This is a genomic window from Burkholderia sp. ZZQ-2 (assembly GCF_050768715.1).
GTDB lineage: Bacteria > Pseudomonadota > Gammaproteobacteria > Burkholderiales > Burkholderiaceae > Burkholderia > Burkholderia cepacia.
Genome location: NZ_LDVA01000243.1, coordinates 1 through 23,066 on the forward strand (window position 1 = coordinate 1; position 23,066 = coordinate 23,066).

Annotated in this window: 24 protein-coding genes; 10 read left to right on the forward strand and 14 right to left on the reverse strand. The window is 68.1% G+C overall.

Going from position 1 to position 23,066, the window contains the following annotated elements; genetic code table 11:
- The 5 genes from ABY44_RS16280 to ABY44_RS16300 all read right to left on the reverse strand — a co-directional run.
- On the reverse strand, window positions 1-942 hold a 942-nt coding region (locus ABY44_RS16280), incomplete at its 3' end, for an FAD-dependent oxidoreductase (protein WP_431641402.1).
- Window positions 939-1,286: a (2Fe-2S)-binding protein gene (locus tag ABY44_RS16285; protein ID WP_027790847.1), complete on the reverse strand. Its 348-nt coding sequence runs from the start codon at window positions 1,284-1,286 to the stop codon at window positions 939-941. The genes ABY44_RS16285 and ABY44_RS16280, both read right to left, overlap by 4 nt.
- Window positions 1,286-2,080 carry an ABC transporter permease gene (locus ABY44_RS16290; protein ID WP_027790848.1) on the reverse strand — a complete coding sequence of 265 codons (795 nt, stop codon included), beginning with the start codon at window positions 2,078-2,080 and terminating at the stop codon, window positions 1,286-1,288. Before ABY44_RS16290 ends, ABY44_RS16285 begins: the two co-directional genes overlap by 1 nt.
- Window positions 2,077-3,060 carry an ABC transporter permease gene (locus ABY44_RS16295; protein ID WP_027790849.1) on the reverse strand — a complete coding sequence of 328 codons (984 nt, stop codon included), beginning with the start codon at window positions 3,058-3,060 and terminating at the stop codon, window positions 2,077-2,079. Before ABY44_RS16295 ends, ABY44_RS16290 begins: the two co-directional genes overlap by 4 nt.
- Window positions 3,061-4,143, reverse strand: coding sequence for an ABC transporter ATP-binding protein (locus tag ABY44_RS16300; protein ID WP_060171306.1), 1,083 nt, complete (start codon window positions 4,141-4,143; stop codon window positions 3,061-3,063).
- Between the two features lie 294 nt (window positions 4,144-4,437).
- Here ABY44_RS16300 and ABY44_RS16305 point away from each other — a divergent pair, with 294 nt between their 5' ends.
- From ABY44_RS16305 to ABY44_RS16325, 5 genes are all read left to right on the forward strand, one after another.
- Window positions 4,438-5,325: an IclR family transcriptional regulator gene (locus tag ABY44_RS16305; protein ID WP_060171304.1), complete on the forward strand. Its 888-nt coding sequence runs from the start codon at window positions 4,438-4,440 to the stop codon at window positions 5,323-5,325.
- A gap of 303 nt (window positions 5,326-5,628) precedes the next feature.
- Window positions 5,629-6,765, forward strand: a complete 1,137-nt coding sequence (locus ABY44_RS16310; RefSeq protein WP_060171694.1) for a porin — start codon at window positions 5,629-5,631, stop codon at window positions 6,763-6,765.
- Between the two features lie 39 nt (window positions 6,766-6,804).
- Window positions 6,805-7,044, forward strand: a complete 240-nt coding sequence (locus ABY44_RS16315; protein ID WP_060171302.1) for a DUF3311 domain-containing protein — start codon at window positions 6,805-6,807, stop codon at window positions 7,042-7,044.
- On the forward strand, window positions 7,041-8,519 hold the full coding sequence (locus tag ABY44_RS16320) for a sodium:solute symporter family protein (RefSeq protein ID WP_060171301.1): 1,479 nt from the start codon (window positions 7,041-7,043) through the stop codon (window positions 8,517-8,519). Before ABY44_RS16315 ends, ABY44_RS16320 begins: the two co-directional genes overlap by 4 nt.
- 123 nt (window positions 8,520-8,642) lie before the next feature.
- The gene (locus ABY44_RS16325) at window positions 8,643-10,127 is read left to right on the forward strand and encodes an amidohydrolase family protein (protein ID WP_060171299.1); all 1,485 of its coding nucleotides are present in this window, start codon (window positions 8,643-8,645) and stop codon (window positions 10,125-10,127) included.
- Window positions 10,128-10,285: 158 nt separating this feature from the next.
- Here the strand turns inward: ABY44_RS16325 and ABY44_RS16330 are convergent, their stop codons facing one another.
- Window positions 10,286-11,365 (reverse strand): DUF1176 domain-containing protein, encoded by a 1,080-nt coding sequence (locus ABY44_RS16330; RefSeq protein ID WP_060180796.1) that lies wholly within the window; start codon window positions 11,363-11,365, stop codon window positions 10,286-10,288.
- A gap of 258 nt (window positions 11,366-11,623) precedes the next feature.
- Between ABY44_RS16330 and ABY44_RS16335 the strand changes: the two genes are divergently transcribed.
- Window positions 11,624-12,286 (forward strand): hypothetical protein, encoded by a 663-nt coding sequence (locus ABY44_RS16335; protein WP_155637851.1) that lies wholly within the window; start codon window positions 11,624-11,626, stop codon window positions 12,284-12,286.
- Between the two features lie 36 nt (window positions 12,287-12,322).
- Here ABY44_RS16335 and ABY44_RS16340 read toward each other — a convergent pair whose 3' ends face one another.
- Window positions 12,323-12,976 (reverse strand): GNAT family N-acetyltransferase, encoded by a 654-nt coding sequence (locus ABY44_RS16340; protein WP_230948801.1) that lies wholly within the window; start codon window positions 12,974-12,976, stop codon window positions 12,323-12,325.
- 91 nt (window positions 12,977-13,067) lie between these two features.
- Between ABY44_RS16340 and ABY44_RS16345 the strand changes: the two genes are divergently transcribed.
- Window positions 13,068-13,451, forward strand: coding sequence for a hypothetical protein (locus ABY44_RS16345; protein WP_059693783.1), 384 nt, complete (start codon window positions 13,068-13,070; stop codon window positions 13,449-13,451).
- Window positions 13,452-13,529: 78 nt separating this feature from the next.
- Here ABY44_RS16345 and ABY44_RS16350 read toward each other — a convergent pair whose 3' ends face one another.
- From ABY44_RS16350 to ABY44_RS16360, 3 genes are all read right to left on the reverse strand, one after another.
- Entirely contained in the window at window positions 13,530-14,300 is a 771-nt protein-coding gene (locus ABY44_RS16350) for an ABC transporter substrate-binding protein (RefSeq protein ID WP_060171291.1), read from the reverse strand.
- 144 nt (window positions 14,301-14,444) lie between these two features.
- Window positions 14,445-15,674, reverse strand: a complete 1,230-nt coding sequence (locus tag ABY44_RS16355) for a cyanate transporter (RefSeq protein ID WP_431641403.1) — start codon at window positions 15,672-15,674, stop codon at window positions 14,445-14,447.
- Window positions 15,675-15,971: 297 nt separating this feature from the next.
- Window positions 15,972-16,811, reverse strand: coding sequence for a helix-turn-helix transcriptional regulator (locus tag ABY44_RS16360; protein ID WP_027790862.1), 840 nt, complete (start codon window positions 16,809-16,811; stop codon window positions 15,972-15,974).
- A gap of 95 nt (window positions 16,812-16,906) precedes the next feature.
- On the opposite strand from ABY44_RS16360, the gene ABY44_RS16365 reads away from it, so the two are divergent.
- Window positions 16,907-17,800, forward strand: a complete 894-nt coding sequence (locus ABY44_RS16365; RefSeq protein WP_060171289.1) for an SDR family oxidoreductase — start codon at window positions 16,907-16,909, stop codon at window positions 17,798-17,800.
- A 57-nt stretch (window positions 17,801-17,857) separates the two neighbouring features.
- Here ABY44_RS16365 and ABY44_RS16370 read toward each other — a convergent pair whose 3' ends face one another.
- The 3 genes from ABY44_RS16370 to ABY44_RS16380 all read right to left on the reverse strand — a co-directional run bounded on the left by ABY44_RS16370 (window position 17,858) and on the right by ABY44_RS16380 (window position 20,166).
- A complete protein-coding gene (locus tag ABY44_RS16370) occupies window positions 17,858-18,049 on the reverse strand; it encodes a zinc-binding dehydrogenase (RefSeq protein ID WP_081072742.1) in 192 nt (63 codons plus the stop codon).
- Window positions 17,991-19,370, reverse strand: coding sequence for an FAD-containing oxidoreductase (locus ABY44_RS16375; RefSeq protein ID WP_059693786.1), 1,380 nt, complete (start codon window positions 19,368-19,370; stop codon window positions 17,991-17,993). Before ABY44_RS16375 ends, ABY44_RS16370 begins: the two co-directional genes overlap by 59 nt.
- 217 nt (window positions 19,371-19,587) lie before the next feature.
- On the reverse strand, window positions 19,588-20,166 hold the full coding sequence (locus ABY44_RS16380; protein ID WP_060171287.1) for a hypothetical protein: 579 nt from the start codon (window positions 20,164-20,166) through the stop codon (window positions 19,588-19,590).
- 273 nt (window positions 20,167-20,439) lie between these two features.
- On the opposite strand from ABY44_RS16380, the gene ABY44_RS16385 reads away from it, so the two are divergent.
- Window positions 20,440-21,078 (forward strand): LysE family translocator, encoded by a 639-nt coding sequence (locus ABY44_RS16385; protein WP_027790869.1) that lies wholly within the window; start codon window positions 20,440-20,442, stop codon window positions 21,076-21,078.
- A gap of 79 nt (window positions 21,079-21,157) precedes the next feature.
- Here the strand turns inward: ABY44_RS16385 and ABY44_RS16390 are convergent, their stop codons facing one another.
- Window positions 21,158-22,369, reverse strand: coding sequence for a hypothetical protein (locus ABY44_RS16390; protein ID WP_060086357.1), 1,212 nt, complete (start codon window positions 22,367-22,369; stop codon window positions 21,158-21,160).
- A 337-nt stretch (window positions 22,370-22,706) separates the two neighbouring features.
- Here ABY44_RS16390 and ABY44_RS16395 point away from each other — a divergent pair.
- Window positions 22,707-23,066, forward strand: a 360-nt coding sequence (locus ABY44_RS16395) for a DUF3348 family protein (protein WP_431641404.1), incomplete at its 3' end; no start/stop codon positions are given.

Sequence of the window (23,066 nt, forward strand, 5' to 3'; positions counted from 1 at the left end):
GCCCGCGATGCCCGCGCCGTCGCCGGCGACGTAGAGGCCGCGCACCGACGTACGGCCGGCCGCGTCGCGCTCGGGCAGCCATGCGCGGTTGAGCGGGTCGAACCCGAACCGGCAGCCGGCGAGATCGGCCAGCTGCGTTTCGGAGCGCAGGCCGAAGCCGAGACCGAGCGCGTCGCAGTCGAGCAGGCGCGGCGGTGCGCCGTCACCGGCGGCGCGCCATGCGATTCCCGTCACGTGCGGGTCGCCGAGCACGCGCTCGAGCGTGACGCCCGTTTCGATCGCGACGCCGTGCGCGCGCAGCCAGCCGATGTAATAGAGCCCCTTCGCGAAGGTCGACGGCATGCGCAGCAGCGCGGGCGCGGCAGCGGCCTGGCGGCGCAGCGGGCTCGTGTCGAGCACGGCCGCGACCTGCGCGCCGGCCTTCGCATACTGGTAAGCGACGAGGTAAAGCAGCGGGCCCGTGCCCGCGAACACGATGCGCCGGCCGATCGCGCAGCCCTGCGCCTTCAGCGCCACTTGCGCGCCGCCGAGCGTATAGACGCCCGCGAGCGTCCAGCCCGGCACGGGCAACAGGCGGTCGGTCGCGCCGCTCGCAATGATCAGGTGCGAGTAGGGCACCGTCACTTCGCGGCCATCCTGCAGCGTGTCGACGCGGCCCGCACCGCATGACCAGGCAAGCGTATTCGGCCGGTAGTCGACATGCGGCAGCAGCGCGGCCATCGTCCGGTGCACGGCGTCGGCCTTCGCGGCCTCGAAGCCGTACAGCGTGCGCTTGCCGCGCGCGAAGGCGCCGTCGGCCGGCGGCTGCCGGTAGATCTGTCCGCCCCAGCGCGCGTTCTCGTCGATCACGACCGGGCGCAGCCCCGCGTCGACCAGCGCTTCGGCCGCACGTACGCCGGCCGGCCCCGCGCCGACGATCACCGGTTGCAGTGCGGCGGTCACGATGCGTCTCCGGTCGCGGCCGGCCGGGCGGACGTGAGAATCCGCATGCCTTCGGCGATCGGCGTCGAGCATGCGCGCACGCGCGCACCGGTTTCGGTGCGCACCCAGCAGTCCTGGCACGCGCCGATCAGGCAGAAGCCGGCGCGCGGCTGGCCGCTGAATTCGCTCACGCGCACGCGGCGCTGCGCAACGAGGATCGCGGTGAGCACGGTGTCGCCGGCGAGCGCGAGCGCGGGGCGGCCGTCCAGCGTGAACGCGACGGCGGCACGTTCGCGTTCGGCGACGCGCACGAACTGCGCGCCGTCGTCCGGGATGCCGGTGGAACGGGAAACGGAAGTCGTCATCAGTGTTGGCCGATCAGGATGCGGTTCAGGCCGTACACGCGATCGAGCAGCAGCATCGCGCCGGCGGTGATGAAGATGACGAGCGCCGACACCGACGCCATCATCGGGTCGATCGACTCGGTCGCATACATGTACATGCGCACCGGCAGCGTGACCGTCTGCGGCGACGTGACGAAGATCGACATCGTCAGTTCGTCGAAGCTGTTGATGAACGCGAGCAGCCAGCCGCCGGTGATGCCGGGCACGATCATCGGCAGCGTGATGCGGCGGAAGGTCGTCCACGGGTCCGCGCCGAGCGAGCATGCGGCTTGCTCGATGCTGCGGTCGAGGCCCGCGACGGACGCGAGCACGAGCCGCATCACGAACGGCGTGATGACGACCATGTGCGCGAGCACGAGCCATGCGAACGAGCCGGTCGCGCCGATCAGCGCGAAGAAGCGCAGCAGCGCGATGCCGAGCACGAGGCCGGGAATCACGAGCGGCGACAGCAGCAGCCCGTTCAGGAACGCGCGGCCGGGAAACGTCGCGCGGCCGATGGCGAGGCCCGCCGGCAGCGCGATCGCGAGCGACAGCGTCGCCGACGCGAACGCGAGCTTCACGCTGTTGAAGAACGCGGTGACGAAGTCGGGATAGTCGAGGATCGCGCGGAACCAGCGCAGCGACAACCCGTGTGTCGGCAGTGTCAGCGTTTCGTCGGGCGTGAACGCGACGAGCACGACGATCACGAGCGGCGCGAGCACGAACAGGATCACGAGCGTGTGGAAGGCGAGGGCAAAGGGGCCGTTCTTTCTCATCGCGATGCGCCTCCGAGGCTGCGCGCGTAGCGGCGTTCGAGCACGCGGTAGTAAGTGAGCATCACGACGAGGTTCGCGACCAGCAGCAGCACGGCGATCGTCGCGCCGAGCGGCCAGTTCAGCGAGCCGAGGAATTCGTCGTAGACGGCCGTGGCCGCGACCTTGAGCCGGCGTCCGCCGAGCAGGCCCGGAATCGCGAACGCGCTTGCCGACAGCCCGAACACCATCAGGCTGCCCGACAGCACGCCCGGCATCAGCTGCGGCAGCACGATGCGGCGCAGCGTCGTGAACGGCGATGCGCCGAGCGACAGCGCCGCATGCTCGGTCTGCGGATCGAGCCGCTGCAGCGCGGTCCACACCGGGATCACCATGAACGGCAGCATCACGTGCACCAGCGCGATCACGATCGCGAAGGTCGTGTATTCGAGCTTGTACGGCCCGAGGCCGACGAGCCCGAGCGCCTGGTTCACGAGCCCGCTCGTGTTCAGCAACATGCTCCAACCGAACGCGCGCACGACGACCGACACCAGCAGCGGCGCAAGGATCGCGAGCAGGAACAGCGAGCGCCACGGGTCGCGCATTTTCGACAGCACGTACGCCTCCGGCGTGCCGATCGCGACGCAGATCGCGGTGGTCAGCGCGGCGATGCCGAACGTGCGCGCGAAGATCGTGTGGAAGTACGACGAGCCGAGCACTTCCGCGTAGTTGCCGAACTGGAACGCGGCGATCGGGCCGGTGGCCGGATCGAAGCGGTAGAACGTCAGCATGAACGTCATCGCGAGCGGCACGAGCACGAGCGCGGCAAACAGCGCGAACGCGGGCGCGCACATCAGCCACAGCGGCGCATGCGCGCGCCACGTCGCGCGCATCGTGTGCGCGGCGGCGGCGCGTGCCGGTGCGGCGTCAGCGGAAACCGCGACCGGGCGGGCGAGCGCGGCCGGCGCGCCGTCGGTCGGGAGCGGGCGGGTAGGCTGTCCCATTCAGGCCTCCCGGCGCATCACGCGAACCGCGTCGCTGTGCCAGTCGATCCCGACCGGCGCGCCTTCCGCGAGCGGCTCCGCCCCTTCGTTCTGGCAGCACACGAGCACTTCGCCAAGCGCGCTGTCGACGCGGTACAGCCACTGGCTGCCGAGGAAGAAGCGGCTCGTGACGGTCGCGGCGAAGCGGCCCGCGTCGGGCGCGCACAGCCGCAGCTTTTCGGGGCGGATGCAGACCGACACCGCATCGCCCACGCGCACGTCGCGCTCGCGCGGCGGCAGATGCGCGGTGCGGCCGGTCTCGGCGAGATCGTGACCGAGGTCGATGCGGATCGCGTCGCCGTCGTGCGCGACGATCGTGCCGGGCAGGAGGTTCGCCTTGCCGATGAACTGCGACACGAAACGGTTCTCCGGGCGTTCGTACGCGCGGTACGGCGTATCGGTCTGCGTGATGCGGCCGGCTTCCATCACGACCACGCGATCGCTGATCGACAGCGCTTCCGATTGATCGTGCGTGACCATGATCGTCGTCGTGCCGATCTTGCGCTGGATCGCGCGCAGCTCGAACTGCATGTCCTCGCGCAGCTTCGCGTCGAGGTTCGACATCGGTTCGTCGAGCAGCAGCACCGGAGGCTCGATCACGACCGCGCGCGCGATCGCCACGCGCTGCCGCTGGCCGCCCGACAGCTCGCGCGGGAAGCGGTGCGCGAGCGCGTCGAGACGCACGAGCGCGAGGGCCGCGCGGATGCGCTCGGCGCGCTCGGCCTTGTCGACGCCGCGCATGTCGAGGCCGAAGCCGACGTTCTCGGCGACGCTCATGTGCGGAAACAGCGCATAGCTCTGGAACACGATGCCGAGCCCGCGCCGGTTCGGCTTCAGGTGCGTGATGTCCTGCCCGTCGAGCGCGATGCGGCCGCGCGTGACGTCGACGAAGCCCGCGATCATCTGCAGCGTGGTGGTCTTGCCGCAGCCGGACGGCCCGAGCAGCGACACGAATTCGCCTTGTTCGACCGACAGGTTGACGTCGGCGACGGCGGTGAGCTCGCCGAAGGTTTTCGTCAGATCCGTAAGCGTGAGAAACGACATGGGAAGCTCCGGGTTCGCACACCGCGTGGCCGGTGTACCGATGTGGCGGACTCTAGCCAGCCATATTTCGGCGCGTCAATTTCGAATTCTGATGAACGGGAGGAATTTCGGAAAAATTCCATTGACCGGAACAGTTGGTGAAATCGCAGGCGGATCGTTCCGTTGAATGAGGCGTGGCCGGGCCGCGAAATGCACGCGTCAATCCCGTGCACACCCGGATGCCCGTGGAATTTCGGCGGGACGACAATGGCGGCTACCGTATTCCGTTCAATGAAATCATCGAGGAGAGCCGGCATGCAGGAATCCCATTCGACCGGAACGTCGCCGGTCGCACGCGCGCCGCGCCCGGACGAGGACGCCGGCGATGCGGCCGGCGCACCGGGCACCGGCATGCTGCAGCGCGCGTTCGCGATCCTGCGCGCGCTGGCCGGCATGCAGCAGGACGGCGTGCGCGTCACGCATCTGGCAAAGGCCGTCGGCCTCACGCAGGGCACCGCGCACCGGATCCTGCAATCGCTGATCGCGGAAGGGATGGTCGAACAGGACGAGCAGTCGAAGCTGTACCGCCTGAGTGTCGATTTCTTCGCGCTCGCCGCGCAGGCCGGCAACCCGAGCAGCATGCGCACGTTGTGCCGTCCCGCGCTGCTGAGGCTGTGCGCAAGCCTCGGCGAGACCATCTTCCTGCTGGTGAAGAGCGGCTTCGACGCCGTGTGTCTCGACCTGTGCGAAGGGCCGTTTCCGATCCGTTCGTTTACCGGTGACATCGGCGGCCGCATCGCGCTCGGTGTCGGACAAGGCAGCCTTGCGATCCTCGCGTTCCTGCCGGAAGCCGAACGCGAGGAAGTGATCCGCTTCAACGTGCCGCGCATTCGCGGCTACGGCGTGCTCGACGAGGTGTACCTGCGTACCGAGATCGAACGCGTGCGGCAGCTCGGCTACGCGGGCCGCAACAGCGGCGTGCTCGACGGGATGGCCGGTGTTGCGGTGCCGATCCTCGATCGCACTGGCTATCCGGTCGGCGCGTTGAGCGTCGGCACGCTCGCGTCACGCCTCGGTGACGACCGGATGCCGATGGTCGTCGAACTGCTGCGGCGCCAGGCCGACGCGATCGGGCCACGTACCAATCCGTTCGATGCCGCGTTGCGGCGGCCGATGCACGGGCTGTCAGGGAAAACCGCATAGCCGCCTCGCGCGTCGCCGTTTCGTCAGCTTGCTTACGCAAGCCATTCACGTCCGATCAAAACGTACCGCGTCCAGCGGGCCTGCGTGCTTTCGTTTCCCTTGCGGGGTCGCGCGACCCCCGCTCATTTCCCCTCCATCGCCTCTCATTCGATTTTCAACTGCCGGCCAGTTGAACATTTCATTTCTTGATGTGATTGCGGCTGGATACCATCCAGCGACTGTCTATACAACCCGGTCGGGATGCATGGGCAGGACCAACAAAACACAACATCGATGAGCAGGTTTGGAGAGGAGATGACGGAGATGGTGCGAATGAAGGGTGGGAAGACGGGCGCCGCGACGGGCGCCGCGATCGCAATGCTACTCGCCGGCGCCGCGCACGCGCAGTCGACGGTGACGCTGTACGGGATCGTCGACGCGGGCGTGACCTACACGAACAACGCGAAGGGCCATTCGCTGTGGCAGTTCACGGGCGGCAACGAATCGGGGCCGCGCTGGGGCTTGATCGGCTCCGAGGATCTCGGCGGCGGCTTGAAGGCGAACTTCCGCCTCGAGAACGGCTTCAACGTCGCGAACGGCGCGCTCGGGCAGGGCGGCCGGATGTTCGGGCGTTCGGCGTGGGTCGGCCTGAGCGGCGCGAACTGGGGCGCGGTGACGCTCGGCCGCCAGTACAACTCGACGCAGGACATCCTCGGCTCGCTGCAGATGAGCAGCTTCCTCGCGCAGTACTCGACGCACCCGTTCGACAACGACGACATCAACAACACGTTCCGTCTCAACAACGCGGTGAAGTACGTGTCGCCGACGATCGCGGGCCTCCAGGCGAACCTCGTATACGGCTTCTCGAACTCGACCGGTTTCGCGAACGACAACAGCTGGAGCGCGGGCGTCACGTATGTGAACGGGCCGCTCAACGCGGGCGCCGCGTATGCGCGCGTGAACCATCCGGCGGTCAGCGCGAGCGGCGCAGTTGCTTCGGATAACTACTATCCGGCGTCGGCGTCGGCGTCGGCGTCGGTGTTCGGTGCGCGCCTCGGGAGCGCGATCCGCCAGCAGATCTGGGGGGCGGGCGGCAGCTACGCGATCGGGCCGGCAACGCTCGGCCTGCTGTACACGGGCTCGAACTTCGGCCAGGCGACGGGCGGCGCGCTGCGTTTCAACAACTACGAAGGCAGCCTGCGCTACATGGTCACGCCCGCGCTGATGGCGGCGGCCGGCTACACCTATACGCAGGTCGCGCGCGCCAGCGAAAGCGGCCATTACCACCAGGTATCGGCCGGCGTGCAGTACCTGCTGTCCAAGCGCACCGACGTGTACGTGAACGGCTTCTACCAGAAGGCGTCGTCGGGTGTCGGCCAGGCATGGATCGACGGCACCGACAGCGCGTCGACGACGACGTCGCAGGTGGCGGTGGTGGTCGGCATCCGCCAGAAGTTCTGATGTTCTGACGCACACGCGCGTCTTCCGGAGGAGGCACTCATGAAACTGAAACTGTTGCTGGCGGCGTTGCCGTTCGTCGGGATGTATGCGGGCGGCTCGCTCGCCGAGGCGCGTCCGCTGCTGTTCGGGCTGCCGTTCCTGCTCGTCTGGAACCTGGTCTGGATGGCGGCCACGGCCGCGATCCTCGCGATCCTGTTCCATCTCGACGAGCGCGATGAGCGCGATGAGCGAGACGCACGCGACGCGGCCCGCGCCGGCCGCTCGGGAGACGCGCGATGAACGCGTCGATCGTCATCATCGCGGCGTTCGCCGTGTTCGCGCTCGCCATCGGCGTGATGGCGCGCCGCGGCCGCAAGCTCACGCTCGAGCAGTGGGCGGTCGGCGGGCGCGGCTTCGGCTCGCTGCTCACGTTCCTGCTGATGGCCGGCGAGGCGTTCTCGACGTTCTCGTTCCTCGGCGCGAGCGGCTGGACCTACAGCAAGGGCGTGCCCGCGTTCTACATCCTGTCGTACGGCTGCCTCGCGTTCGTGATCGGCTACTGGATGTTGCCGGCGATCTGGCGTTATGCGAAGGCGCGCGGGCTCGTGTCGTTCGCCGACTACTTCGCGTCGAAGTACGACAGCCGCGCGATCGGCGTGCTGGTGTCGATCGTCGCGGTGTTCGCGATGGTGTCGCTGCTGATGATCCAGTTGCGCGGGCTCGGCGTGATCGTGTCGGAGATGTCGTACGGGCTGATTCCGCAGGCGGCCGCGATCTGGATCGCCGCGACGCTGATGGCCGTGTACATGGTCGTGTCGGGGATCCACGGCTCGGCGAGCATCGCGATCTTCAAGGACGTGCTGATCCTCGGAATCGCGATCTTCCTCGGCCTGTACCTGCCGATGCACTACTACGGCGGGCTCGGCGAGATGTTCGCGAAGATCGACGCCGCGCATCCCGAACTGCTGCGCATGCCGGAGCACGGCTTCAACCTGAGCTGGTACAACTCGACGATCCTGCTCACGTCGCTCGGCTACTACCTGTATCCGCACGGCTTCACCGCGATCTACGTCGCGAAGGACGAGCGCGCGCTGCGCCGCAACGTGATCCTGATGCCGCTGTACCAGGTGCTGATCGCGTTCCTGTTCCTCGTCGGCTTCGCGGCCGTGATGACCGTGCACGGGCTCGAAGGCGCACAGACCGATCTCGCTTTGCTGCGGCTCGTGAAGCAGACGTTCCCTGCGTGGTTCGTCGGCATCGTCGGCGGCACGGGGCTGCTCACCGCACTGGTGCCGGGGTCGCTGATCATGCTGAACGCATCGACGACGATCGCGCGCAACATCTACCGCGAAGGCTTCGCGCCGAACGCGACCGATCGCGAGGTGACGCGCGTCGCGCGCATCGCGCTGCCGATCTTCACGCTGGTGGTCGTCTACTTCGTGCTGCGCGGCGGCGCGACTTTCGTCACGCTCGCGATCTTCTCGTCGAGCCTGCTCACGCAGCTCGTGCCGATGCTCGCCTCGAGCTTCCTGAAGCGGCCGTTCGGCACGCGCGAAGGCGCGTTCGCGGGCATCGTCGCCGGCGCGATCGTGATCGCGATGACGAACTACTATGGCGTGACGCTCGCGTCGCTGTTCCCGGGCGCGTCGAACACGCTGACGTCGATCAACCCGGGGCTCGTCGCGCTCGCGGTGAACGCGGTGGTGTTCGTCGTGATCAGCGCGGTGCAGCGCAAGCTGAAGGCGCGGGTCGCCGCGCCGGTCGGTTCGGCGTGACGGTTTTTCGGGCATGACGCCGTCGCCGGGCCGCCGGGGTTTCGCCCGGCGGCCCGGCCGCTCGGCCACTCTCGGCCACTGGATGGCAGCAAGACCAATCGAACCACAACAGGACACGGAACAATGACTACCGAGGACAAGCGAGGGGGCATGCGAGAGGACGACCGCGAAGCGATCGACACGCTGATCGCGAACGGCTGCGTGATCACGATGGACCCGCAGCGGCGCGTGATCGAGAACGGCGCGGTCGCGGTCAAGGGCGAGCGCATCGTCGCCGTGGGCGGCACCGATGAACTGCAGGCGCGTTACCGTGCCGCGCGCACGATCGATGCGCGCCGCAAGGCCGTGCTGCCGGGCCTGATCGATGCGCATGCGCACGCGGGCCACGCGATGCTGCGCACGATCGGCGGCGCGGACGGCGATGCGTGGTCGGCCGCGGCCGAGACGATCTACACGCGCGCGTCCGACGAGGCGTTCTGGGAGGCCGAATCGCATCTCGCCGCGCTCGAACGCCTGAAGGCCGGCGTGACGACCGGCGTGTCGCTGCTCGGCGGCGGCAATTCGATCATGCGCGTCGACGATCCTGTCTACGCGCGACGCCATTGCGACGCGGTCGTGCGCACCGGTACGCGCTCGATCGTCGCGGTCGGCCCGTCGCGGCCGCCCGTGCCGCGTGCCTATACGCGCCACACGCCGGAGGGCAGCGACACGCGCGACATCGGTTTCGACACGATGTTCGACGTATGCGAGCGCATCGTCGACGAATGCCACGGCGATGCCGACGGCCGGATCCGCATCGCGCTCACGCTGCCCGTGTACGGGCCCGAACACGATCCCGAGCTTGCGCGGTACGAGCACGACTTTCGCGACCAGGCCGCACGCTACGGCGCGCTCGCACGCGAGCGCGGGCTGACGTTCACGCAGGACGGCCACCGCGCGGGCACGCTCGCGTTCGCGCATCGCGAGCTCGGCTTGCTCGGCCCGACGTCGTTCATGTCGCACAGCATCGACCTGACCGACGACGACATCGCGGCGTGCGTCGAGACGGGCACCGCGATCGTCCACAACCCGAGCGCGATCATGTCGATCATCGGGCGCTGCCCGGTGCCCGAGCTGATCGACGCGGGCGTGACGGTGGCGATCGCGTCGGACGGTGCGGCGCCCGATCGCGGCTACGACATGTTCCGTCACATGTGGCAGTGCATGCATTACCACCGCCGGCATTTCCGCGACCCGGACGTGCTGCCGCACGGCAAGGTGCTGGAGATGGTGACGATCGACGGGGCGAAGGCGCTGTCGATCGAGCACGAGGCCGGTTCGCTCGAAGCCGGCAAGCTCGCGGACCTCATCCTCGTCGACCTGTTCCGGCCGCACATGATGCCGATGAACATGCCCGTGTATCGCGTGACGTGCTTCGCGAACGCGGCCGACGTGTGCATGACGATGGTGGGCGGACGGGTGCTGATGGAGGATCGGCGCGTGTTGTCGGTCGACGAGAACGCGGTGCTCGAACGGGTGAACGAAGTCGCGGCAATCATGATCGAGCGCAGCGGGTTGCGTCATTTGCTCGACGAGCCGAAGACGCTGTGGGGGCGCAGCCGCTATTGAGCGGGCAGGTGGGCGTTGTCGTGCGGTGGCGGGCCGGCGTGGCCGGCCTGTTCGTTCGGCAACGCCGCTGAATCGTTGGCGATGCTCCGGTTGGCCGACTCCAGTGTGGTCGGAATAACGACCGCATGGAATCTGTGCCATCGAGAGCGATCGTTGGCCTACTTCGTTCGCGACCGATAGAGCGTCGGCCAGTCGCCTCCTTGAACGCCGCCACACGTTTTCTGCTGCGACACAGTCGACATCCGGAACGCATGGCCGTCCCAGATCCAGCTGGCCTGAAAGCCGCAATCGGCCAGCCCGCGTCCCTTGCCGAAGGTGGACAGCGTGCCGGTAGCCGGGTCGAAGTCCGGTTCGACCAGTGAAGGGTCTGAAAAGCTCCCTTCAGGAATCGGCAGCTTGACGGGCTCCGGTTTTCCGCCGCCGATACGCGGGGCGATGAACACATCCGACGAACCCTGGTAGGCGCCCATGATGCATGGAAGAAACACGAGCGCGTTGTGCTTGTCGAGTGCATACGCTGCTTCATGGAGATAGCGCGACGCATTCTCCTCGCAACTGCTGGCATCCCGGATTCGTTTCGCGCGCGCGATCAGGTGTTCTTCTTCTTGATCGGACAACTGCGACGTGATCTTCCGCTTCGGTACGACGGGCAGTGACGGAGCAGGTGTGACCTGCGACGCAGGGGCGGGCCCCTTGCGGATCAACGCGGTAGTTCCCCCGATGCGCCCTTGCCGGTCATCGATACGCAGCAGCGCGGCGACCATGCCATCGAGCGGAACATAAGCGCCTGCATCCTCGCCGAACTGAAGCTTCGTGCCGTTGCGAAGCCGTGAGACGAAGGCCGCCACGGCTGCCGGTCGCGTGGTCGACAAAGTCGCTATCCCGTCGTCGAATTTCTCGCTCCAGGCCGAGTTGTCCAGCCGCAGCGGCGCGTCGTCGACGCGCAGGTCATCGAGATTGATGCTGGTGTTGGTGGCGACGCTCAGCCGTACCGTGAGCGCGCCGTTCGGCCCGGCTGAGCGAATGAAGCGCAAGTCTGCGCCGGTCTCGCCACCGTTCGCGAGACCCTTCGCCTCGCAGGTCAAACCGTTGTCGCAGGCGACCAGCCATGACTTGTAGGTGTCGTAGCTGGGCGCGCCGGGTTCCCGGGCAGGCGCCGCGCTGGCGGCGAGCGACGTGGCCGCGGTGGCGAAAAGCGCGACGAGCGCCGTGCCCACCGCAATGGCGCGAGTCTTCATGTGCTTCCACGGAGTTGAGGATGACGTGAATCGTAACGCAAGCGATGCGCCGGAAATGAAAGCATCCCGGAGTGGTGCTGCCTGAGTCGACGCAAAGGTCGAATCGTTTTACACACGTGCGCCTGCCCATTTCTCGTTCCGGTTACGTCGCAAACTCCGGATACCGTTCGATTGATTACAACGCGCCGGCACGCCCGAGCCGGGGCCGGTTGTAACATGCGTGGTGGTGAATCGGAGCAACCCTGACGGAGCAAACACATGGAGCCGGTAGGTATCTATGCTTCTGTATCGATTGGCAGGACACAGTTGAGCCGATTCTATGCCGACTGGGGTGATGCGCTGATCGACGATGTTCGATGCATCCTGGGCATCAAGCCGGGGCTGCAGCCGGACAGTCAGGGCGGATTCGTGGATCCGGCAACCGGGTGGTATCACCATCCCGGCAACAAGCTGGTCATCCGCTATGACGCGGACACGGCGACGCTGTTCTATTTCTACCAGCTTGAATTGCGCGATCCGGACAGCATGGCCGGCGTTCCATCCTTTCAGGCATTCACCCGCATTGCTGGGTATCGGGACGAAGCCGATGCGGACTATGTCGCGTTCTCGCCGAGTGCGCCGAATTTCCTGAGCGACCGGCTCTGGCGTGTCTATCAATTCACGCATGACGGGCTGCGCACGATTGCGATCGATGCACTTCCGGGCGATCGACAACGCGAGATGGACAGGTTGTCCTGGCAATACTACTGGGGGCCGATCGAAGCGATGTTCCAGAGGGCGGACCGACGCGAGGACGTTTCCTATTTCAATCACTTCTTTCCGCAGCATTGCCTTGATCGGCAGCTTCTGTCCTTGCTGAATGTCGACATGCCTATCGACGATCCGCGAATGACGCCGGCGCCTTATCCGCGCGGTTACTGAAGGCGCGTCAATCGCACCGCGTCTCGATCTACCGCCTCAGCGCCGATAGATGAATTCCAGATCGGTCGATTCCCCGACCTTGAAATCGTACGTACCGACGCGCGTGAACCCTGCCTTCTCATAGAAGGCAATCGCCTTCGCGTTGCCGGACCACACGCCAAGCCATACCGGGCCGGGCCGCTCCGTTGCCAGATAGTCCAGCGCGGAGTCGAACAGGGCGCGTCCGGCGCCGGTTCCTTGCGTACCCCGCCGAAGGTAGATCTGATGGATCTCCCCCGAACCTTCTTCGACGTCCGGGTGCGGGAGCTTGCACGGCCCCGCGTGCGCATAGCCCACCAGCGTGCCGTCGTCGCTTTCAGCGACCCATGTGCGGCATTCGGGATCGTTGAGCTGGCCCGTGATCGTTTCTATCGAGTAGGTTCGAGCCTCGTACGCAGCCAGGTCGTTCGGCGGGTAGTCGATGCCGAACCCGTCCTGAAGAAAGGTTTCGCGGAACGTGTCGCGCTTCAATTCGGCAAGCGGGATGGCATCGGACAGGGTTGCAACGCGGATCAACATGAAGGATGGCTCGGTTCGTTGGTCGGGCAGACAGTTTAGCCCGGGTGACGTCGGGCTCGCGAGCATCCGGTCGACCCGCGTGTACGGCGTGTGAAAGGTTGGGGGGAGCCTGACCGTCTCGGCGATCCGCATCACACGCTCCGTGGCCATGTCGATGACGAAGACGGTGGTTGACCTTCGGCGGACATGCTAGGATTTTCCGCAAACAACCTCGGAGACTGCCATGCCGTTCATCTGCGAAAACGTTGAATGCCGCGCCGTACTCGCTCGCGGGCAGGTCAGGCCCCATCAGGAGGACGCGGGCTGGTGCTTCTACTGCCCGGACTGCAAAGCCAGGAACGAGTTGATGTACGTCGACACGGCCGGCGGTGCTGTCGAACTGATTCAGCCGGAGCGCGCGAGCCCGCCGCACAAGGTGGTGGCGACGGCTCGACCGCTTGAGGATGGCAAGTACGCAGCGCAGCTGAGCGTTCAGCGGGCGCTTGCCGTGAAGGGGACGTATGCGGCCGAGGAACACTGGGATCAGCTCGGTGTGTTCGGCGACGCGCAGGAAGCCGTCGAGCATGCGAGGTCTTTCGCGACCGACCTACTGCAGCGAGCGGCGTAGTCGATATCGTTCGGTTAACGAAGAAGAGGCGTGCGCATTCATGCGTGATGCCTCTTCGTGTTGTCCGCTTCGCGTCCGTCAGTTGTAGATATCGAACGAGAAATACTTCTTCGCGATCCGCTGGTACGTCCCGTCCTGGATCAGGCTCGCAAGCGCCTGGTTGATCTGCGTGCGCAGCGCGTCATCATCCTTGCGCACGCCGATCGCCGAACCCACGCCGAGCGTCTTCGGGTCGTGCAGCGGCGGCCCCGCGAATTCGAAGTTCGTGCCCTTCGCGGTTTTCAGGAAACCGAGGTCGGCCTGCACCGACGATTGCAGCGATGCATCGAGCCGTCCCGACAGCAGGTCCTGGTAGACGAGATCCTGCGTCTGGTACGTGCGGACGATCACGCCCTTCGGTTCCCAGTACGTGCGCGCGTAAGTCTCCTGCGTCGAACCCTGCTCGACGCCGACGCTCTTGCCCCGCAGCGATTCGGGCGTCGGCTGCAGGTTCGAGCCGCGCCGCGCGACGAGCCGGGGCGGAACGTTGTTGATCTTGTCGGTGAATGCGATCTGCGCGAGGCGTTTCTCGGTCACGCTCATCGACGACAGCACGCCGTCGAACTTGCGCGCCTTCAGCGCCGGGATCATCCCGTCGAACGCGTTCTCGACCCACACGCAGCGCACCTTCATCCGTTCGCAGATCGCATTGCCGAGATCGATGTCGAAACCGACGAGCTTGCCGTCGGGCGCGAGCGATTCGAACGGCGCATAACTGGGGTCGACGCCGAGGCGCAGGACTGCCGGGTCCTTCGCGGCGGCGGCGCCTGCCGTCAGCGCGAGCGCAATGGCGAGAACGAGCTTTTTCATGATTGTCTCCAATACCGGTCGATGTTGTATGTGGTGAAGCGAACTGGCGGCCGACAGGCGTGACTGCCCGCGCCCGGCCACGCGCGGGCGGCTGGACGCTTTGCCGGAAGCGGCCGGCGAAGCGTCCGGATTCGAAAGGGGGCTTTAGCGGGCGGCGCCGGTGAGGCGCGCCATGCTGTGCCGGTAGCCGGCGGGCGAGAACGCGGCGTTCAGCGCGGCCATCGCGACGATCACGCCGAGATGCATCCACCAGGCGGTCGCGAAGCCGCCGCCCGCGTCGCGCAGCCAGCCGATCAGCCAGGGGCTCGCCGCGACGGTCAGGAAGCCGATGCCCTGCACGAACGCGGCGAGCGCGCCCGCGAGCCGCGCATCGGGCAGGTGGTCGAGCGTGACGATCAGGCTCATCGAGAAGAAGCCGCCGAGACCGAGGCCGACGCATGCGACCCAGAACCACGGCGCGAACATGGGCAGCGTCGCGAACCCGGCGAAGCCGGCCGCCTGCAGCGCGAGCGTGAGCCACAGCACGGCGCGGCGGTCGGGCGAACCTTTGGCGAGCAGCGGCATCGCGAGCGCGCCGGTCGCCTGGAACAGCGCCATCCACGCGAGCAGGTTGCCGCTCGCTTGCGGGCTCATGCCGATGCTGCGGTAGAACGCGGGCAGCCATGCGACGAGGCTGGCGTAGCCGCTGTTGCTGAGCCCGAAGAACAGCGCGAGCTGCCACGCGCGCGGAATGCGGGCGAACGCGGTGAGCGGCGCTGTCGCGGCCGTCGCGTGCACGGCGTCGCGCGGTGCTTTTGCACGCCACAGCGCGAGCGTGACGAGCGCGGGCACGGCCCACACGGCGAGCGCGAGATGCCAGCCGCCGTGCGCGGCGAGCCACGGGCTCGCGACCGCGCCGAATGCCCCGCCGCCGACCAGCGCGGCCGAATAGAGGCCCATCGCGAGCGACAGCCGGCCGGCGAACCAGCGCTTCGCGAGGCCGGGCACGAGCGCCTGGACCACGGCGACGCCGGCGCCCGCGACGATGGCGGTCGCGATCAGGCCGGCGTTGCCGTCCGTCCACAGGCGCGCCGTGCAGCCTGCCGCGATCAGCGCCAGCGCGACGGTCAGCGCGCGCTGCTCGCCGACGCGTCGCGCGAGCCCGACACCGACTCCGGCGACGACCCCCATCAGCACGAACGGCAGCGTGGTCAGCAGCGCGGCCGCGCGAAAGCCGAGGCCGGTGTCGGCGCGCACGACGTCGAGCACGGAGCCGAACGCGGTCAGGAACGGACGCAGGTTGAGGCCGGCCAGCACCAGCAGCGCGAGCGCGCCATAGGACACGGAAGCCGCATGCGGGCGGCGGACAGCTTGCGCGGTGCCGGGGTCGGACATCGGGATGCTCCAGGGAGGGGCCGGTGGCCCTGTGATGCGATGCCGAAAGGGTAAGCGCGCGCTACGCCAGGTGAAAATTAAATATTCGACTGGGAATCAGTGCGGAATGCGATGGCCAGGCGGAGTGGGCTTGCCGTCGGTCATCGAGGCTCGATTGGCTTTGGCGTTGGAGGTGTTGCCCGTCAGAACCCGGGATCGCTGCCTCGAGGCTGACAATCGACGCGCCGATAGTGACGGCGCGTCGCACAATCAAGGAGATTCGTCGTTTGTTGAAGAGGGCGATTGTTACGCGAATCGCTAAATTTCGTATTTCTCGCGGGCCGCGACAAGCGCCCGAATGCGCGCGCGATCGTCCGCCGTCTCCGGCGTAAAGATCACGAGCGTCTGGTCGGGCCGGCCGCTCACGGCGAACGCCGAGTATTCGAGCGCGATTCGCCCGACGGCAGGATGGTGGATCTCCTTGGTCCCTTCCTCGTGCGAGCGGATATCGTGGTCGCGCCACAGCGCGTCGAACTCGGCGCTCGTCGCGCGCATCTCGTCCACGAATGCCTGCACGGCCTGCGTCGCGCCGCCGCGCGCGACGTCGGCGCGAAACGCGCCCACCGCGAACTGCGCGACGCGTGCCCAATTCGCTTGCACGCCGCGCACGTGCGGATCGACGAAGATGAGCCGTAGGATGTTGCGCCGTTCCGGCGATAGCGTCGCGTAGTCGGTCAGCGTCGCGGCCGCCGCGTTGTTCCACGCGACGACGTCCCACGTCGCCGAGCGCACGATCGCGGGGCTCGCATCGAGCGAATCGAGCACGTGCTGCACGCGCGGCGACACGTGGTCAGTCGCGTGATAGCGCACCTCCGGCGGATGGCCGACACCGATCAGGAACAGGTGCTCGCGTTCGGCGTCGTTCAGCAGCAGCGCGCGGGCGAGCCGGTCGAGCACGTCGGCCGACGGTGCGCCGCCGCGCCCCTGTTCGAGCCACGTGTACCACGCGGCACTCACGTGCGCGCGCTGTGCGACTTCCTCGCGCCGCAGGCCCGGCGTGCGGCGCCGCGTGGCCGGCAGCCCGAGCGCGGCGGGGTCGAGTTTCTCGCGGCGGTCCCGCAGGTACGCGCCGAGCAGGTTGTCGGGGGCGTCAGCCATATCCTGTTAGTTCGTTTACCGGTAAACCGTCACGACTTCACCGCGAGCGGCCGTCGACAGATAGTAAGCCTCCATGCCATCCGGAGGTACTGAACATGCGTGTCTTTGTTACTGGAGCGTCGGGATTCGTCGGCTCTGCCGTGGTTGCCGAACTCGTGGCCGCCGGGCACTCGGTGCTCGGTCTCGCGCGGTCCGACGCGGCGGCCGCGTCGGTTGCGGCGGCGGGGGCCGACGTCCATCGCGGGTCGCTGGAGGATCTCGACAGCCTCACGCGCGGCGCCGAAGCCGCCGATGCGGTGATCCACACGGGATTCAATCACGACTTCTCGCGCTTCGCGCAGAACTGCGAACTCGACCGTCGCGCAATCGAGACGATCGGCGCGGCACTCGCGGGCTCGGCGCGGCCGCTGGTCGTCACGTCGGGCCTCGCGCTCGTCGCGCCAGGGCGTGCGGCGACGGAAGACGATCCGCACGTGCCGGTGTCGTCGGTCTATCCGCGCGCGTCGGAAGCGGCAGCGGTCGCCCTGGAGGCGAGCGGCGTGCACGCATCGGTCGTGCGTCTGCCGCCGTCGGTGCACGGCGACGGCGATCACGCCTTCGTGCCGCGCCTGATCGCGTTCGCGAGGGAGAAGGGGGTATCGGCCTTTGTCGGCGATGGCGGCAACCGCTGGCCTGCCGTGCACCGGCTCGATGCGGCGCGCGTGTACCGGCTCGCGGTCGAACGCGGCACGGCCGGCGCGCGTTATCACGCGGTCGACGATACGGGCGTGCCGTTCCGCGACATCGCGGACGTGATCGGCCGGCGGCTCGACGTGCCGGTCGTCGCGAAAACGGCGGCCGAAGCCGGCGAGCACTTCGGCTGGTTCGCGATGTTCGCGGGGATGGATGCGCCGGCAACGAGCGAGCGCACGCGCGCATCGCTCGGCTGGGCACCGACGCAGCCGGGGCTGTTGGCCGATATCGACCGGCCGCAGTATTTCGAAGGCTGAGCCGGCGGCGGGTGCGGCCGTTTGCAACGGCCGCACTCGCCGCCCGCGTGACCCCTTTCAGACCGCGACGACGATCTTCCCGGCCTGCACGCCGGCTTCCCCGTATCGATGCGCGTGCACGATGTCGTCGAACGCGAACGTGCGATCGATCAGCGGCTTCAGCTTGCGCGGCCGCCCGCCGGGTCGCGCATCATTCGACCGGATGCAGATCCTGAAGCAGTGTCGGCACGAGCTCCGACACGGTCGGATGGATGTGCATCGCGCGGCTGATCGTCGTGTACGGCGCGCCCGCGGCCATTACGTCGAGCATCCCGTGCACGACTTCGTCGCCCGTCACGCCGAGGATCGTCGCGCCGAGGATCGCATGATTGTCCGCGTCGACGATCACCTTCATGAACCCCAGGCTTTCGCCTTTTTCCACCGCGCGGCCGACGCGTGTCATCGGGCGCGTGCCGACGAGCAGCCGGCGGCCCGTCTGCTTCGCTTCCGCGAGCGTCATGCCGACGCGGCCGAGCGGCGGATCGACATACATCGCGTATGCCGTGATGCGGTCGGACACCTTGCGCGGGTCGTTATCGAGCAGGTTGGCCGCGACGATCTCGTAGTCGTTGTATGCGGTATGCGTGAACGCGCCGCGCCCGTTGCAGTCGCCGAGCGCCCAGATGCCGGGCACGTTCGTGCGCAACTGCTCGTCGACTTCGATATAACCGCGTGCATCGGTCGCGACGCCCGCACGGTCGAGCCCGAGATCGTCGGTATTCGGCACGCGTCCGACCGCGAGCAGCAGGTGCGAGCCCGCGACCTCGCGGCCGCCGCCCGCGCAGTCGAGGCCGACCGCGATGCCGTCGCCGTCGCGCCGTGCGCTCAGGCAGGTCGCATCGAGCTGCACGTCGATCCCTTCGCCTTCGAGGATCTCGCGCACGGCCTGCGACACGTCCTCGTCCTCGCGGCGGATCAGGCGCGGGCCCTTCTCGACGATCGTGACCCGCGACCCGAAGCGGCGATACATCTGGCCGAATTCGAGCCCGACGTAGCTGCCGCCGACGATCACGAGGTGCGCGGGCAGGAAGTCGACGTCCATCATCGTCGAGTTGGTCAGGTACGGCACCGTGTCGAGGCCCGGCATCGCGGGCACCTGCGCGCGCCCGCCGACGTTGATGAAGATGCGCTCCGCCTCGAGCAGCGCGTCGCCCACGCGCACCGCATCGGCGCGCTCGAAGCGGGCATGACCCTGAAACACGGTGGTGTTCGCGAGTCCGCGCACCCATTGCTCGACGCCGTGGTTCGAGCGGCCGGAGATCTGGTCCTTGCGCGCCTTCACGGCTTTCATGTCGACGGTGACGGGGCCGCCGACCGACACGCCGTATTCGCCGGCCCGCCGCGCGAGGTGCGCGGCGTACGCGCTCGCGATCAGCGTCTTGGTCGGGATGCAGCCGGTGTTCACGCAGGTGCCGCCGAAGCGGCCGCGCTCGATGATCGCGACCTTCATTCCGGCGGCGGACAGCCGCGCGGCGAGTGGCGGCCCGGCTTGCCCGGTGCCGATGACGATCGCGTCGAAGTGTTGCGTCATGACGTCCTCCTGTGCGGGTGCAGCGAGGGAACGCGTGCGGGCGAGCCGCGTGCGAGGCCGGCGCACGGTCGCGCGACGGCGAGCGCCTATGGTAGTCCTGTTGGCGTGCGCTCGCGAGCGCCGGCGGGGCGGAGGCGGCGACGCGTGCCCGGGCCCGGCCGTGCCCGCGCCGGCCGGTGTGCGATGCAAGCGGTCGCGACGCGTTGCGCCGGCCGCGTCAGTCCTTGCGTTGCCACTGACCGAACGACACCGGCCGGTGCGCGTCGGCGCGCGTGACGGTGACGTGGTCAGGCTGGTCGTCGAGCGGAAACGATTCGGTGACGATCCGGTTCGAAAATACCCAGCCATGCGTGTGCGGGTCGTAGCGGAACGTCACGTAGTCGGTCCAGTGCTGTCCGCACGCGACGAAGTTCTGCACGGTGAAATAGCGGCCTTTCACCGCGAAGCCGTTGTCGGCGGCATCATCGGGATCGAACGGATCGCACTGGCCGCCTTCGTTCGCGCGCAGCACGACCTGGTCGTTGCGCGCGGCGAGCCGGAACGCGTGGTCGGCCTGCTCCTCGAAGATCAGCAGCGGGCGCGGCGACGGCTGCTCGCGCGTATCGACCGCCCGGTGCACGACGACGAGGAAGCTGTGCCGTCCGTTGTCGAGATCCGGCCCGGCTTGCGCGAGCAGCGGCTGGTAGCCGGCCGGCAACTGCGCGGCGATCGACTTCGGCAGGTCGCCGGCGCGGGCGCCGGGCGAAAGCACGGCGAGCAGCGGGGCGAGCACGATGGGCAGGTGGAAAACGCGCATGACGGGGTGTCCGGTCGAAAAGAGGAAGAGGGTGGCCGATCGCGCGGGGCGACAACTCCCGCCCGCGAAACGCGGTGCCCGGCACCGGATTGAACGCGACGGGCGGCGCGGATCTCGATCATGGCGGGCGGCGCGACTGACGGGAAAGAGGGCCAGCATAGCAGCGCAAGGCGGCTTTCGGCCATGCGCGAAGCGTGCCAGAATCGGCGGCTCGACCGTCGGACACGACACGCAGGCGCCGGCGCTTCGGCGTCGCTCACCAAGGAGATTTCGATGACCGCATCGGCTGCCGTACTCGCCATCCTGGCTGCGCTGTTTCTCGGCGCGATGATTCCGGGCCCGAGCTTCGTGCTGGTTGCCCGCAATGCGATCGGGCTGTCGCGCCGCGACGGGCTGGCCACCGCGCTCGGCATGGGCATCGGCGGCATCGTGTTCGGCGGCGTCGCGCTGGCCGGGCTCTACACGCTGCTGCAGGCCGTCGAATGGCTGTACGTGGGCCTCAAGGTGGCGGGCGGCGCGTACCTGATCTACATGGCGTCGAAGATCTGGCGCGGCGCCGACCGGCCGATCGCGATGGACGATCCGCAGGCGATGGGCGGCGGCAGCGCGCGCAAGTCGTTCTGGACGGGCCTCACGACCCAGCTCAGCAACCCGAAGACGGCGATCTGGTACGGCAGCATCTTCGCGGCGCTGCTCCCGCAGCATCCGCCGCTGTGGTGCTATCTGGCGCTGCCGCCGCTCGTGTTCGGCGTCGAGTTCGGCTGGTACACGATCGTCGCGCTGTGTTTCTCCACGCGCCGGCCGCGCGAGCTCTACCTGCGCGCGAAGAAGTGGGTCGACCGCGTCGCGGCCGGCGCGATCACGCTGCTCGGGCTGCGGCTGATCCTGAACGCGCCGAAAGCGGGAATCTGAGCGCTTCCATTCCTGTTCTGCATCGCACGGCGGCCGGCCATTCCAGCGGCCGGCCGCCGGCGCGCGCCGCGCTTCGGCATCAGGCTTCGCTGAACCGCTCCAGCAGCGCCGCGAACCGCGCGTCGTCGGGAAACACCTTCACTTCATAACGCACCGGCCGATGCCCGGTGGCCGTCATCAGGTCGCCGCACGTGTTCAGCAGCTCGGCCATCGGTACGTAGGCCGACTGTCCGGTCGACTCGCGATGGAGCGCGACGATATCCGTCTCGGGCAGCAGCGTGTGCACGCCGTCGCTCCATACGCCGACGCTGAACAGGCTGCCGTCCTGGCGCTTGTACACCGAGTAGGTCGCCACGAAAACGTCGGTGCCGTCGCGTTCATGCACGTCGTCGAGGAGCATCCGCTGATCCTGGTAGTCGCCCGCGAGCTCGCCGATGCGCAGCGCGGCCAGCTTCGTTTCGAGCCCTTCCGGCACGAAACGCCGCCACGCGGTGCCGTCCCAGCGCAGCATCAGCGGCGGCAGCGGGCGCGGCTGCGCCTGCGCCTGTTCGGCGAGGTCGACCATGGCGGCGAGCCCGGCCGGATTGCGGTCGCCGGTGAGCAGCAGCACCGCGCGGTTCGGTGCCATCACGACCGGCGCGCCGGCGATCGGCTGCCGGTGGAGCAGGTCGGTCAGCAGCAACCGCGCCGCGTCGTAGTAATCGTTGAATTGCGACAGGAACACCCCGTTCGGTAGCGCGGCCCACGGCGCCGACGATTCGGCCCGCAGGTTGTCGATCGCGATCTCGCATGCGTCGTCGAACGAGACGCCCCATTTGTCGAGCGTCGAGGTCGGCAGGCGCGCGATGTTGAACTCGCCGTCGTACGCGATGCCGATTTCGATGTTCTCGCACAGCGGCCGGAATGCGAGTTCCGTTACGCCGGGCTGCCCGGCCAGTTGCAGCGCGGCCACGCCGCGCTCGGTCGCGCTGCGGATTATGGGCCGCAGCTGCGCGCGTGCGGCGGCGAAATCCTCGGGGATCTCGTGCTGCATCATCGCGTTCGCCTGCCGTTTCAGCACGGTGTCGCGCTCGGACGGCTTCGCGGCCGCGTAGTCGCGGAACAGGTTGTGCAGGTTGATGATGGTCGACGGAGCATCCGACTGGACGAGACAGCCCTTCTCGTCCTCGTGGTGCCAGGTGCGCGTGTCGCCCGATGCGCGCAGCGTGGCGATCAGGCGTTCGGCGAAGGCCTGCGGGGTCGGCGGTTTGCCGAAACGGTCGCGCAGGCGCGTGACGAGGTTGGCAAGCATCGTGTGCGGTCGGGCCGGGCCCGTTTGTTGTTCGTTGTGGGTCGGTGGCACCCGGTCTCGGGGGCGCAGCCCGCGGCCGGCACGCGTGGCCCGACGGGTGCTGCGATGGTAGCGCAACGCGGCGGGTATCGGCGGCCCGAATTCGCAACCGGCGGGCGACGCGGCGGCGGGCAAGGGCGGCAGAACCGTCGCCGCGGCAACCCCCGGCCGCCCGCCAAGCCTTGTGTGGCGGGCGTTCGCGAGTGCCGCACGCGCCACCGGGGGGCGGCGCTTCCCCGATTCTGGCGGTCGACCTCCCGGCGACGTGTAAACTGCTGCTTTTTTGACGGTTTGCAGCATGGTGCAAGCACCTCCGCGCCCGGCGCTGAGCGGCCCGGCGCTCGTCCGGCTGCTCGCGCGCCTGGCCGATGCCGACGTCGCGGAATCCCGGCAGACGCTGTCCGACCGGCTGAGCCAGTGGCTCGGCTGGACCGACGCGATCACGCTGTCGTCCGCGCTGAATGCGAGCCCGCCCGGCGTCGCGGCCGGCGTGCGCGGCTACGATGCCGAGCGCGACTGCGCGCGCGTGCGCCACGAGCTCGCGCAGGCGATCACGGCCACCAACCGGCCGCGTGCGCGGCGCCGGCCCGGCGATCCGCCGCCGCCGGCCGCCGACACGGCCGATTTCGCGGACTTCCGCCAGCGTTACCTGTCCCTG